Annotated in this window: 14 protein-coding genes; 6 read left to right on the plus strand and 8 right to left on the minus strand. The window is 71.1% G+C overall.

Annotation, left to right across the window (positions count from 1 at the left end; translation table 11 throughout):
- Nucleotides 1–47 precede the first annotated feature (47 nt).
- Nucleotides 48–656, plus strand: coding sequence for a DUF4245 family protein (locus VFV89_RS18645; protein ID WP_329707466.1), 609 nt, complete (start codon nt 48–50; stop codon nt 654–656).
- On the opposite strand, the gene VFV89_RS18650 is transcribed toward VFV89_RS18645, so the two are convergent.
- Nucleotides 653–886 (minus strand): exodeoxyribonuclease VII small subunit, encoded by a 234-nt coding sequence (locus VFV89_RS18650; protein ID WP_329707467.1) that lies wholly within the window; start codon nt 884–886, stop codon nt 653–655. The two genes, VFV89_RS18645 and VFV89_RS18650, sit on opposite strands and share 4 nt — an antisense overlap.
- Nucleotides 879–2,123: an exodeoxyribonuclease VII large subunit gene (xseA, locus tag VFV89_RS18655; RefSeq protein ID WP_329707468.1), complete on the minus strand. Its 1,245-nt coding sequence runs from the start codon at nt 2,121–2,123 to the stop codon at nt 879–881. Before xseA ends, VFV89_RS18650 begins: the two co-directional genes overlap by 8 nt.
- Nucleotides 2,124–2,168: 45 nt before the next feature.
- Here xseA and VFV89_RS18660 point away from each other — a divergent pair, with 45 nt between their 5' ends.
- Nucleotides 2,169–3,170, plus strand: a complete 1,002-nt coding sequence (locus tag VFV89_RS18660; RefSeq protein ID WP_329707469.1) for a 4-hydroxy-3-methylbut-2-enyl diphosphate reductase — start codon at nt 2,169–2,171, stop codon at nt 3,168–3,170.
- A 6-nt stretch (nt 3,171–3,176) separates the two neighbouring features.
- Here VFV89_RS18660 and VFV89_RS18665 read toward each other — a convergent pair whose 3' ends face one another.
- Nucleotides 3,177–5,648 carry a cellulose biosynthesis cyclic di-GMP-binding regulatory protein BcsB gene (locus tag VFV89_RS18665; protein WP_329707470.1) on the minus strand — a complete coding sequence of 824 codons (2,472 nt, stop codon included), beginning with the start codon at nt 5,646–5,648 and terminating at the stop codon, nt 3,177–3,179.
- A gap of 91 nt (nt 5,649–5,739) precedes the next feature.
- Here VFV89_RS18665 and VFV89_RS18670 point away from each other — a divergent pair, with 91 nt between their 5' ends.
- Entirely contained in the window at nt 5,740–6,363 is a 624-nt protein-coding gene (locus VFV89_RS18670; RefSeq protein WP_329707471.1) for an L-threonylcarbamoyladenylate synthase, read from the plus strand.
- Here the strand turns inward: VFV89_RS18670 and VFV89_RS18675 are convergent.
- Nucleotides 6,360–6,770 carry a DUF6542 domain-containing protein gene (locus tag VFV89_RS18675; RefSeq protein WP_329707472.1) on the minus strand — a complete coding sequence of 137 codons (411 nt, stop codon included), beginning with the start codon at nt 6,768–6,770 and terminating at the stop codon, nt 6,360–6,362. The two genes, VFV89_RS18670 and VFV89_RS18675, sit on opposite strands and share 4 nt — an antisense overlap.
- Nucleotides 6,771–6,824: 54 nt before the next feature.
- Nucleotides 6,825–7,601, minus strand: coding sequence for an exodeoxyribonuclease III (locus VFV89_RS18680; RefSeq protein WP_329707473.1), 777 nt, complete (start codon nt 7,599–7,601; stop codon nt 6,825–6,827).
- Between the two features lie 34 nt (nt 7,602–7,635).
- Here VFV89_RS18680 and VFV89_RS18685 point away from each other — a divergent pair, with 34 nt between their 5' ends.
- Nucleotides 7,636–8,361, plus strand: coding sequence for a CDP-alcohol phosphatidyltransferase family protein (locus tag VFV89_RS18685; RefSeq protein ID WP_329707474.1), 726 nt, complete (start codon nt 7,636–7,638; stop codon nt 8,359–8,361).
- A gap of 29 nt (nt 8,362–8,390) precedes the next feature.
- Here VFV89_RS18685 and VFV89_RS18690 read toward each other — a convergent pair whose 3' ends face one another.
- Complete coding sequence (locus VFV89_RS18690; RefSeq protein ID WP_329707475.1) at nt 8,391–8,846, minus strand: hypothetical protein; 456 nt, start codon at nt 8,844–8,846, stop codon at nt 8,391–8,393.
- 20 nt (nt 8,847–8,866) lie between these two features.
- Here VFV89_RS18690 and ychF point away from each other — a divergent pair, with 20 nt between their 5' ends.
- Nucleotides 8,867–9,943: a redox-regulated ATPase YchF gene (ychF, locus tag VFV89_RS18695; RefSeq protein WP_329707476.1), complete on the plus strand. Its 1,077-nt coding sequence runs from the start codon at nt 8,867–8,869 to the stop codon at nt 9,941–9,943.
- Nucleotides 9,944–10,170: 227 nt separating this feature from the next.
- Here the strand turns inward: ychF and VFV89_RS18700 are convergent, their stop codons facing one another.
- Both VFV89_RS18700 and VFV89_RS18705 read right to left on the minus strand, forming a co-directional pair.
- Entirely contained in the window at nt 10,171–10,323 is a 153-nt protein-coding gene (locus tag VFV89_RS18700; RefSeq protein ID WP_329707477.1) for a hypothetical protein, read from the minus strand.
- A gap of 411 nt (nt 10,324–10,734) precedes the next feature.
- Entirely contained in the window at nt 10,735–11,418 is a 684-nt protein-coding gene (locus VFV89_RS18705) for a hypothetical protein (RefSeq protein ID WP_329707478.1), read from the minus strand.
- A 130-nt stretch (nt 11,419–11,548) separates the two neighbouring features.
- On the opposite strand from VFV89_RS18705, the gene VFV89_RS18710 reads away from it, so the two are divergent.
- Nucleotides 11,549–12,267: sensor histidine kinase (locus VFV89_RS18710; RefSeq protein ID WP_329707479.1), on the plus strand; the 719-nt coding region annotated here is incomplete at its 3' end.

Below are 12,267 nucleotides of genomic sequence, written 5' to 3' on the forward strand. Positions count from 1 at the left end.
GGCTCCCTCAGGCCGGGACATCATCACACGGCTGACACGATGAGACCGTGAGCGAGCCGCGTGAGCGACCCAGCCGCTACGACCGCAGCTTCGGCGGCCTGATCGCGGCGCTGATCGCCACCGTGCTGTTCGTCACGGCGTACGTCGGCTTCCGGGCCTTCATCCGCGAGCAGCCGGACGTCGAGCCGGAGTCGGTCAACTACCTCAGCTGCGTCTCGGACGTGCAGGGCGCGGGCAGCACGGTGGTCTACCCGATCGCCCTCCCGGCCGGCTGGCTCGACACGAGCGTGGCCTACGAGCGCGGCGAGTCGCCGTCCTGGCGGATCGGGATCCTCACCGACCGCGAGCAGTTCGTCGGGGTGGTGCAGCAGGACGAGGACGCCGAGGACCTCGTCCGGACCTACGTCGACAAGAACGCGATCCCGGGTGACGACGCCAGCCCGGCGAACGGGCTGGGAGCGACCACGTGGCGGACCTGGTCGGACCGGGGCGGCGACCATGCCTTCGCCACGGTGCTCGACAGCGGACCGCTGGCCGGCGAGACGCTGCTGGTCTACGGGTCGGCGTCGGTCGCCGAGCAGGAGGCGCTCATCGACCTGCTCACGGTGGCACCGGTGCCCGACCAGCCCGCCGACGCGGAGTGCGCCGCGTCCTAGTCACCGCCCTGGCCGTCCTGGTCCAGCGTCTCGTCGAGCCGCTTGCGGACGCCGTCGAGCCACTGCTGGCAGATCGTGGCGAGCTGCTCGCCGCGCTCCCAGAGCGCCAGTGATTCCTCGAGCGTGGTGCCGCCGGCCTCGAGCCTGCGGACGGTCTCGACCAGCTCCTCGCGGGCGGCTTCGTAGGACAGCGCCTGGTCGGCCTGGTTGTCGTCGGGCTGCTCAGCCATCGCTCTCCTCGAGGAGCTCGGTGCGGGTCGTGCCGGTGGTCACCGCGTGCACGCGGCCGTCGGCCACGCGCACGCTGATCGGGGCGTCCGGCCGCACCCCCGCGACCGAGGTCACGACGCGGCCGCCGGCGTCCTGGAGCACGGCGTAGCCGCGCTGCAGGGTGGCCAGTGGCGACAGGGCCCGGGCGCGGGCCCGGTGGTGGGCGATGTCGTCGGTGGCCCGGTCGAGTCGGTGGGTCACGGTGCGGCGGGCGCGCTCGCGGAGCGCCTCGATCTCGCCGGCCCGCTCGGCGAGCAGCCCACGCGGGTCGCCCAGGACCGGCCGCGAGCGGAGCGCGTCGAGCCCGGCCTGCTCGCGGGCCAGCCAGCCGCCGAGCACCTGTCGGATGCGCTGCCTGGCGGTGTCGACCCGACGCAGCTCCTCGGCCACGTCGGGGACGACCAGCTTGGCGGCGTCGGTCGGCGTCGACGCGCGCACGTCGGCGACCAGGTCGAGCAGCGGCTGGTCCTGCTCGTGGCCGATCGCGGAGACGACCGGCGTGCGGAGCCGATGGACCGCGCGGACCAGCGCCTCGTCGGAGAACGGCAGCAGGTCCTCGACCGACCCGCCGCCCCGGGCCACGACGATGACGTCGACGTCCGGGTCGCGCTCGAGCCGGCCGAGGGCCTCCATCACCTCGGCCGCGGCCCGGGGACCCTGCATGGTGGCGTAGGCGACCTCGAAGGCGACGTTGGGCCACCGGCGCCGCGCGTTCTCCAGCACGTCGCGCTCGGCGGCCGACCCGGGCGCAGTCACCAGTCCCACCCGGTGGGGCAGGAAGGGCAGCGACCGCTTCAGCTCGCCGGCGAACAGCCCCTCGGCCGCCAGCAGCTGACGGCGCCGCTCCAGCCGGGCCAGCAGCTCGCCCAGCCCGACCATCCGGATCTCGCGGACCGCCAGCGAGAACGAGCCCCGGTTGGCGTAGTAGGACGGCTTGGCGTGCACCACCACGCTGGCGCCCTCGACCAGGGGCGTGGCCAGGCTGTCGACCCGGTCACGGGGGACCGTCAGCGGGACGGAGATGTCGGCCACCGCGTCGCGCAGCGTCATGAACACCGTCTGCAGCCCGGGCCGCCTGCTGATCTGGGCGATCTGGCCCTCCACCCAGACCGCGCCGAGCTTGTCGACCCACTGGGAGATCAGGTTGGCGATCTGGCGGACCGGCGCGGGGGAGTGCGCGGAGGTCTCCAGAGCCATGCCGCGACTTTAGGGCGTGACACCGACGCCCGTAGGCTTGGCCGGGTGACCACCGACCTCGGTACGCCGCGCGTGCTGCCCTCAGACGAGGCCGAGCGCGCCGTACTGCTGGCAGCGCCACGCGGCTACTGCGCGGGCGTGGACCGGGCCGTGGTCACGGTGGAGAAGGCGCTCGAGCTCTACGGCTCTCCGGTCTACGTGCGCAAGCAGATCGTGCACAACAAGCACGTCGTGGCCGATCTGGAGTCGAGGGGTGCGGTCTTCGTCGAGGAGCTCGACGAGGTGCCGGCCGGCGCCACCGTGGTGTTCTCCGCGCACGGCGTCTCGCCGGAGGTGCACCGGCAGGCCGAGGCGCGCAGCCTCAAGACCATCGACGCGACCTGCCCGCTGGTCACGAAGGTCCACCACGAGGCGAAGCGGTTCGCCGGTGACGACTACGACATCCTCCTGATCGGCCACGCCGGCCACGAGGAGGTCGAGGGCACCGCGGGGGAGGCGCCGGACCACATCCAGCTGGTCGAGGGCCCCGGCGACGTGGCCGGCATCGTCGTGCGGGACCCGACGAAGGTGGCGTGGCTGTCCCAGACCACGCTCTCGGTCGACGAGACGCTCGAGACCGTCGCTGCGATCCGGGAGCGGTTCCCGCAGCTGCTCGACCCGCCCAGCGACGACATCTGCTACGCCACCCAGAACCGCCAGCTCGCCGTCAAGGAGATCGCCCGTGACTCCGACCTGGTGATCGTCGTCGGCTCCGGCAACTCCTCCAACTCGGTCCGCCTGGTCGAGGTCGCGCTCGAGGCCGGTGCCGGTGCGGCCCACCGCGTGGACGACGCCTCCGAGATCGACGAGACCTGGCTGGACGGCGTCGGCACCGTCTCGGTGACCTCGGGCGCAAGCGTGCCGGAGTCGCTGGTCCAGGAGGTGCTCGCCTTCCTGCGGGAGCGGGGCTACCCCGACGCCCGGGCGGTGCACAGCGCCGAGGAGTCGCTGATCTTCGCCCTGCCCAAGGAGCTGCGCCGCGATCTCAAGGCGGCCGGCCGGAGCTGACCTCGCTCAGCCCTGCGGGGGCTTGCGCGTCGTCTTCTTCGCCGGCGTCCGCTTCCTAGCCGTGGCCTTGGCCGGCGTCCGCTTCCCCGCCGGCCGTTTGGTCGGCGCCGGCACCACGGGCGCTGGGTCCGGCTCGGGCTCTGGCTCGGGCTCTGGCTCGGGTTCTGGTTCGGGCTCTGGTTCGGGCTCTGGCTCGGGTTCTGGTTCGGGTTCTGGTTCGGGCTCCGGCTGGGGCTCGGGCTCGGGCTCTGGCTCGGGCTCTGGCTCGGGTTCTGGTTCGGGCTCCGGCTCGCGGGTCTCGTCCTCGATCGCGGACTCCGCATCATGCACCGGCTCGACGTCCCACTCCTCCCAGTCGCCCCACTCCTCCTCGGAGCCGTCGAGCTCGCCGTCCTGGTCGTACTCCTCGGTGTCCCGGATGGCCGCGATCTCGCCGGTGTCGTCGTCCGCGGGGACCACCATCGTGTAGTCGTGCACGCCGAGGTCGTCGACGTCGCCGAGCTCGTCCAGCTCGGACCCGGCTCTCTGTCGACCCGGCGCGGGGTCCTCGTTCCCGACGGGGGCCGGCCCCCCGTCGTCGAGGTCGTCGTCGTCCCGCTCCCGCGACAGCCGCCGGTCCCGGCGGATCATGACGATCACCTGGAAGGTGAGGATCAGCAGCAGGACGGCGATCGCGAGCACGAACCACCCCGCCCAGGACTTCTCCTCCTCCTTCACGGGCTGGTGTGGCGCCAGCGACCTGGTGGCGGCGACGAAGGCCGGGTTCGCCTCGTCGGCGATCACCAGGTCACCGTCGAGGTTCGCCCAGCCGGCGTGCACCACGGCGTCGACGACCTTGCGGGACAGCTCCTCCGGGGCTGCCGCGCCACCCGGTGCCCAGCTACCGAGCATCAGCACCAGCCGGTCGTTGCGGTCGATCGACTCGAGAACGGCGTAGGGGTCCTGCGAGGTGAAGTCGACCGTCGAGTCGTCGCGGTCGACGAGTCGGGTCGACGACAGCTCCAGCGGCGCGTCGAGGGCCTCGGAGTCGGCGGCCAGGGCACCGACCATCAGTCCGGACCGGTCGTCGGCGAGGAAGGCGTCCGGTGCCATCAGCTGGACGTCGAGCAGTGACCCGGCCGAGCGCTGCAGCTCGGCGATGAGTGCGGCCGCATCGATCGCGGCGGCGGCCTGGTTGCCCTCGGCGCTGCGCAGTGCCACCGGGAGCGTCCCCTCGAAGATCTGCGGATAGAGCTGGAACCCCTTGGCCTTGCCGGTGCCGTGTGCGACCGTGACGGCCGAGCCGGCGGTGTCGAGGTCGACCTCGGCGGGCGGGATGCCCGACGGGGTGCAGGCCGAGCCGTCGGGCGCGGCCGCGGTGAGGACCAGCTCGATGTCGTTGACCGAGCGGAGGCTGCCGGCGGGGAGCGGCACGTCGAGGTCGAACGTCGCCTCCTCACCCAGCGTCGTGGAGCCGACCAGGTCGCCGTTGGCGCGGACGTCGAGTCGCGCCCCGCTGGCGTCCGGGAACGCGGTGTGCGAGCCCTTCAGGTGCAGCTCCATCGCCGAGACCGGTATGCCGAAGGAGTCCTGGCGCAGCTGGAGGTGCTGGGCGACCGAGCCGTAGCCGGTGAGGGACAGGCTGCCGGTGCCGAGGTCCTCCAGGGTCCGGGTCCGGGCGGTGCTGCGGGGCTTGGTCTGCTGCGAGAGGTCCTCGGCGTCGCTGCCGGACAGGCCGAGCAGGTCGGACGACAGGGCACGCGCGGCGTCGACCAGTGCGTCGCCGGCCCCCGTCAGCGTGAGCATCGGGATGCCGGCCGTGGTGGACACGGCCGGGGTCACGTCGCCGGGGGGTCCCGGCACCAGGGCGACCACACGCTGCCCGGCGGTTGCCTCGCCGGCAGGCGGCACGCTGAGCCTCAGGTCGACCGGTGTGTCGTCGTCGTACCGGTAGGCCAGCGCCCCCACCGCGGTGAGGCCCGCGGCGATCATCTGGGGGTCGGGGTTCTCCGGCATGACGACGGTGACCCCGGTCGCCGAGGCCGGGAAGAAGTCCGCGACCGTCGTCGGAGCCGTCTCGGTGCCGCGGTAGTCGAGCTCGATCTTGCGCATCGACGCGACCCCGCCGGCCGGCACGCAGGTGGCGCCCGCCGCGAGCGGCCCCTCGGTCGACATGGTCAGACCGATGGTGCCGTCGGCGATCACGTCCGACTGCTCCACCGGGATGCGGACCTTCTGGTAGAGCGCCGACGGCACGGTCCTTCGGACCGCACCGTTGACCCGGAAGGTGATCGTCCCGCCCTCGAGCACCTCGGGCTGGGTCACGACGCCGTTGACGGCGCGCACCTCCACCCCGGCCGGCACCGGCACCGCGAAGGTGCTCTCGGCCTGGGTTGCCGTGGTCATCCGGCCGGGCAGCAGCGTGGTGTCCGCGTGCGCCGCAGGCGGCGGAACGACGAGCAGGACGGCCGCGCCCAGGGTCGCGACCGCAACGGGCACCGCGCGGCCCCGTGGGCGTCGCCGTCCGCTGAGTGCCTTCCCCCGCACGGGTGGGATGGTGCCACAGCGCGCGCACCCTAGAGTCCAAGTTGTGGCGCGGTACCTCGACATCCATCCGGACAACCCGCAGGAGCGGTTGCTGCAGCAGGTCGTGGACGCGCTGCGCGACGACGCGCTGATCGCCTACCCGACCGACTCGGGCTACGCGCTGGGCTGCCGGACCGGCAACCGCGACGGCCGTGACCGCATCCTGCGCATCCGTGGCCTGGACGAGCGGCACCACTTCACCCTGGTCTGCAAGGACTTCGGCCAGCTCGGCCAGCTGGTCAAGGTCGACAACGCGGCGTTCCGCGCCATCCGGTCCGTGACGCCGGGGCCTTACACCTTCATCCTCCCGGCGATGCCGGAGGTGCCGCGCCGGCTCCTGCACCCGCGCAAGCGCACGGTCGGCGTGCGCATCCCCGACCACACGGTCGTGCACGCGCTGCTCGAGCTGCTGGGGGAGCCGCTGCTCTCGAGCACGCTGATCCTGCCCGGCGAGACCGAGCCACGGACCCTCGGCTGGGACGTCAAGGAGGAGCTCGACCACGCGGTCGACCTGGTCGTCGACGCCGGCGAGACGCCGGCCGAGCCGACGACGGTCATCGACTGGTCCGAGGGCGTCCCCGAGGTGCTGCGCCAGGGCGCCGGCGACGCCAGCCGCTTCGTGGCCTAGGTCGATCGCCGTCCGCGGAGGAACTGGTCCCGGATCGCGAGGCACAGCAGGCACCCGGCGTACCCGATCCCCAGGGCGACCGCGTGGTCGGCGAGCCCGTTCGCCACGGTCGGCACCAGCGCGGTTTCGCTCGGGGCGAGCGCGTGCGGCAGTGAGATCGCCACGAGCACGAAGGACACCAGCATGACCAGCGGTGGCAGCACGCCCACCGTGAAGAAGTCCTCCGGCCGGACCAGCACGGCCACGACCAGGCACATCAGCACGAACGCGACGTCGAAGACCGGGCCCACCCGCCCGTCGACCGCGATGTCGAGGACGACCACGGTGAGGGTGAGCGCGAGCCCGAGGGCCACCACCTGGCGGCCCGGTTCGTGACCCTCCTCCCAGAGGGTGCGAGCCCCGCTCACACCATCACGGTAGGACCGTGGCGCAGGGCGTGGTCGGAGCCGCGCCGCCGGCCGTCAGTCGAGCTGCACCCCCACCGGGGCGTGGTCCGACGCGCCGACGCCGGCTCGCTCCTCGCGGTCGATGAACGCGTGCACCACCCGGTCGGCGACCGAGGGCGTGCCGAGCACGAAGTCGATGCGCATCCCGCGGTTGCGCTCGAAGCGCTGCCGGTAGTAGTCCCAGTAGGTGTAGACCTCCGGCCCGGGCGCGTGCGGGCGCACGACGTCGACCCAGCCGTCGTCGAGGAACGCCTGGAACGCCGCGCGCTCGCGCGGCGTCACGTGGGTGTCGTTGGCGTACGCCGCCATGTCGAAGACGTCCTCGTCGAGCGGGGCGATGTTCCAGTCGCCCACCAGGCACACGTCTGACCCGAGCCAGCCGTGGGCCGCCTCGCGCAGCCGCGAGAGCCAGTCGAGCTTGTAGACGTAGTGCGGGTCGTCGATCTTGCGGCCGTTGGGCACGTAGAGCGAGTAGACCCGGACCCCGCCACAGGTGGCGCCGATGGCGCGTGACTCGGGAGCGACCGGGTCGCCCCACCCGGGCATCCCCTCGAAGCCGAGCTCGACGTCCTCGATGCCGACCCGGCTCAGGATCGCGACGCCGTTCCACTGGTTGGTGCCGGCGTAGGCCAGGTCGTAGCCCATCGCCTGCAGCCCCATCAGCGGCAGCTGGTCCTCCCGCGCCTTGGTCTCCTGCAGCGCCAGCACGTCGAGGTCGTGGCGCACGAGGAGCTTCTCGACCCGGTCGATGCGGGTCCGGAGAGAGTTGACGTTCCACGTGGCCAGCCGCACGGACCCAACCTAGTCACGTCTAGCGTGGTGCCACATGGAGAGGTTGGCCGCGTGGCTGGTGCACGCCTACACCGCCGCCGGGGCCGTGCTCGCGCTGCTGATGGTGCACTTCTCCTACCAGCACGAGGTCACCACCGTGCTGTGGCTGTTCCTGGCCGCGATGGTCGTGGACGGGACCGACGGGATGGTCGCGCGGCGGCTGCGGGTCAAGGAGCACGTCCCCGAGCTGGACGGCGCCCTTCTCGACAACATCGTCGACTACCTGACCTACGTGCTCGCGCCGATGGTCCTGCTCTGGGCCAACGGCTACCTGCCGGACGGCGCCTGGGGCGGCGTGGTGGCCAGCCTGCCCGTGGTGGCGTCGTGCTACCAGTTCTGCCGGACCGACGCGAAGACCGACGACCACTTCTTCCTGGGCTTCCCGTCGTACTGGAACGTCGTGGCCTTCTACGTCGTCGTCCTCGAGCTCGGGGCCACGACGACGACGGTGCTCCTGGTCGTGCTGTCGGTGCTGGTCTTCGTGCCGATCAAGTACGTCTACCCCTCGCGCACGGAGACGTTCTGGTACGCCAACATGGCGGGCGCCACCGCATGGCTCGTCCTGTTCGGGGTGATGACCGCGCTGCTGCCGGACGTCCCGCTGGGCCTCACGCTGCTGTCGATGGCCTACCTCGCCTACTACGTGGTCGAGAGCCTGTGGCTCACCTTCCGGAGTCGCGGGAAGCCTGTCGGGGTCGCGGCGCCGCAGCCCGCACCCTGACCCCGGCGGATCGCGATGCACAGTGCGGATCAGTCGTCGAGCTGAAGGACGGTCGCACCCTTCTCGGGCCGGGGGTGCTTCGCGGTGCCGACCCCGATCAGGCACGCCTCTCCGGTGCCGGGGTCGGCCTTGATGTCCATCTCGGTGACCTTCGTGCTTCCACCCCCGGGTGTCCCGGTGGTGACCGTGTGCGGGAACGTGCCGATCAGCCGGATCCGGAGCACCTGGGCGCCGGTGCACCGGTGACCGGTGTTGGTGGGGGCGTTCTTCCCCGTGTGGTGCTTGAGGACCGCGGTGGCGCTGGTGACCTTCGCGTCCTGGTTCTCGATCTCGTGGCGGGCGGTGTTGACCGCGGCGTCGTACTGCTGCCGGGTCAGTGCGCCGGTGTCCACCCGGGCGCCGTCACCGCCGGACCGGCACCCTGCGAGCGCCGGCGAGAGGGCCAGGGCGAGGACGGGGACGACGATGCGGGCGCGGCTGCGCATGCCACCTAGAGTGACATTTCGTGGCGCTCACCATCGGCATCGTCGGACTCCCCAACGCCGGGAAGTCGACCCTGTTCAACGCCCTGACCAAGAACGACGTGCTGGCCGCCAACTACCCGTTCGCCACGATCGAGCCCAACATCGGCGTGGTCGGCGTGCCGGACGAGCGGCTGCCCCGGCTCGCCGAGCTGTTCGGCTCCGAGCGCATCGTCCCGGCCACCGTGGAGTTCGTCGACATCGCCGGCATCGTGCGTGGCGCCTCGGAGGGGGAGGGGCTGGGCAACAAGTTCCTCTCCCACATCCGTGAGTCGGCGGCGATCTGCCAGGTGACGCGCGTGTTCCGGGACGCCGACGTCACCCACGTCGACGGCGAGGTCAACCCCGCCAACGACATCTCCACAATCCAGACCGAGCTGATCCTGGCCGACCTCCAGACCGTCGACAACGCGCTCCCGCGGCTGGAGAAGGAGGCGAGGATCAAGAAGGACAGCCAGCCGAAGGCCGCCGCCGTCCGGGAGGCCAAGGAGGCGCTCGAGGCCGGCACGCCGATCATCGCCACCATGATCGACCGCGACCTGCTCCGCGATCTGTCGCTGCTCACCGCCAAGCCGTACATCTACGTCTTCAACTGCGACGCCGACGAGCTCCAGGACGAGGCGCTGAAGGCGAGGATGCGGGAGCTCGTCGCGCCGGCCGAGGCGATCTTCCTCGACGCCAAGTTCGAGGCCGAGCTGGTCGAGCTCGACAACGACGAGGAGGCCCGCGAGATGCTCGCCGAGATGGGCGTGGACGAGCCCGGCCTCGACGTCCTCGCCCGCGTCGGCTTCGACACCCTGGGCCTACAGACCTACCTCACGGCGGGTCCCAAGGAGGCCCGCGCCTGGACGGTCCGCAAGGGAGCCACCGCCCCCGAGGCCGCCGGCGTCATCCACACCGACTTCCAGCGCGGCTTCATCAAGGCCGAGATCGTCTCCTACGACGACCTGATCGCCGCCGGCTCGATGCTCAAGGCGCGCGAGCTCGGAAAGGTGCGCATGGAGGGCAAGGACTACGTCATGCAGGACGGCGACGTGGTGGAGTTCCGCTTCAACGTGTGAATCGATGCGTTTGCGCAGCTCAGAGGGGGTGTGACCCCTCCCAGTCCGCACAGAGTCCGCAAGAATTCCAGCAGCATGGGCCTGATCTTCCTGTTTCAGATGCCCAATCTCCGGCGGCGGCGCCAACAACTGGCACGTCTATGACGTGACCCTTTGGCGTCGCAAACTTCGTGAGGCGCACGATGACGTGCTGGAGGTCGCCAGTCGCCCTTTTGGGGCGGGATTGCTCAACGGTCGTTCAGGTCGCTTTCGTGGAGTTGATCCACCCGCCGGAGCATCTCCATGAGCGCGCGATCACGCTCCTCAAGCGTCGCCGGCAACGGGTGCCCCAGGAACGTGATGCTGTAGTCACTTACGGTCAATAGCGACAGCATCGCCATGGTGAGAAGTGGCTGCGGTCGAGAAGGCTGGGGTCGCAGTTCGATCTCGAAGCCCTCTGGAGCCTCCGAGAGATGGTTCTTGTAGATGTCGGCGAAACCTCCGTGTACCGCTCCGGACCCCGTTCGATAGGCGGCGTACGCGGTTGGCCGAGCAGCTCAATGCGCGCCTGGGCACTTGGCCACCCGTTGTTGCGTCGCGCCGGTATGTGCGTGATCGTTCCGCGTCAACATCTAGCGTCGTCGCCAGTACGCGTTGACGATTGCTGGTTCCGGCGCGGACTGCGGCGCTCTTCGCATCCTACGGAGCGCTGTACCCTGGCGCGGAGACGCAGCGAACCGATCAAGTCATAGACGCGGTGGACCGTCGGGCCGTAGCGGCGATGCCTCACCCGGCCCGACGGCCACCTCCGGTCAGACTGAGGTCGGATCCATGTCGCGAACACCTGGCGCCGATGCTCCGTCGGTCGTCGGGACCACCAATGCCCGCGCCGCAGGTAGGAACGCCGCCAGCGCCGCCGCGATGCCGAGTATCCCCATCGCGACACCGCCGGAGCTGCCGGCAACCGCGAACACCACCGCGGCGATCGGCGCCCACACGGGCACCCTGCGGGCTCGACGCAGGCCGATGAGGAGCGTGATCATGCCGATCGTGACGCCGACGATGAACGCGATGATCAGTGCGACGAGCATCGGGTAGGCCTCCGAGGCATCGTCCAACGCCTTGATCGTCGCGGCGTCGGTACTGGCCCGGCTGTACAGGGCGAACGGGGCGTAGTACGCCACCGCGTGCCCCGCTGAGGCCACCAGGCCCAGCACCGCTAGGGATCCGCCGACGGCGACCACGCGTGACCCCCGTCCGCGGGTGGTCGCCACCAGGGCACAGACGCCCGGGATGAAGAACGCCGGCGCCAGCGCACTCACGATGCCGGCAGCAAGCCAGACGCTCGCGTGGTCGTGGACCGACGCGGCGATCATCGTCGGCGAGGAGCCGCTCGAGGAGTCGACGGCACGACGCAGGAGGTCGCCCAGCGAGAGCAGCAGCGCCCCGATCAGCAGGCCGACCGCTGAGAATCGAAGAAGAGTGGAATTGGTCATGACGTCACGCTCGCGCGACGGAACCCCTCGTCGCCTCCCGCTGCGTCGCGAATCGACTCAACCGCGCGGTGGACCCCTCTCCTCCTCCGTGCGGATCCCGGGGACGTCGAGACGATCTACCCTCGACGGGGTGTCGTCCACCGCGCGCCCCCGAGCCGTCCTCGGGGTCCCCCTCCTCGACGTCGTGCTGGCAGGGCTCGTGGTGGTTCTCTCGATCGGCGGACTGATCAGTGGAGCCGTTGACGAGACGCCGGTGGCTCTGACATTGCCAGTGGCCGTCGTGATCGGCCTGAGCCTCCTCGGACGCATGCGCGCACCCTTGGTGGCTGCGATGGTGGCCACCGCGGCCAACGTCATCCAGGGGATCTGGGGCAACCAGTCTCCGGGGACGCTGATGGCGCTGGTGGTCGTGCTCCTACTGGCGTACTCGCTCGGTGCCGGGCACGACGAAGGCGTCGCCTCGCTCGGTCTCGCATTCATGCTCGCCGGGATGTTCCTCACCGAATGGCTCGACGGTGGCTCGGACTATCCGTTCATCGCGATCGAGCTCGGCGGCGCCTGGCTGCTGGGTCGGGCGTCCAGATCCTGGCGGTCGCGGGCGACGTACGCCGAGCAGCACCAGCGCGACCTCGCCCGCCTCGCCGTGGCGGACGAGCGCGCCCGAATCGCCCGCGAGCTGCACGACGTCGTCGCGCACAGCCTGAGCGTGATCGCGGTCCAGGCCGACGCGGCCGAGGCGGCTCTGGCGCGGGACCCCTCGCGGGCCGGCGAGCCGCTCCGCGCGATTCGCGGGAGCGCCCGTGAGGCCCTTGTTGACATGCGTCAACTGCTGCACGTGCTGCGGAGCGA

This window comes from Nocardioides sp. (assembly GCF_036274455.1).
Lineage (GTDB): Bacteria > Actinomycetota > Actinomycetes > Propionibacteriales > Nocardioidaceae > Nocardioides.

Bases quoted from the DNA above. Each gene is read 5' to 3' on its own strand.
- VFV89_RS18650 (WP_329707467.1), bottom strand. From the start codon at position 886: ATGGCTGAGCAGCCCGACGACAACCAGGCCGACCAGGCGCTGTCCTAC.
- xseA (WP_329707468.1), bottom strand. From the start codon at position 2,123: ATGGCTCTGGAGACCTCCGCGCACTCCCCCGCGCCGGTCCGCCAGATC.
- VFV89_RS18685 (WP_329707474.1), top strand. From the start codon at position 7,636: ATGGAGAGGTTGGCCGCGTGGCTGGTGCACGCCTACACCGCCGCCGGG.
- VFV89_RS18690 (WP_329707475.1), bottom strand. From the start codon at position 8,846: ATGCGCAGCCGCGCCCGCATCGTCGTCCCCGTCCTCGCCCTGGCCCTC.
- VFV89_RS18700 (WP_329707477.1), bottom strand. From the start codon at position 10,323: ATGGCGATGCTGTCGCTATTGACCGTAAGTGACTACAGCATCACGTTC.
- VFV89_RS18705 (WP_329707478.1), bottom strand. From the start codon at position 11,418: ATGACCAATTCCACTCTTCTTCGATTCTCAGCGGTCGGCCTGCTGATC.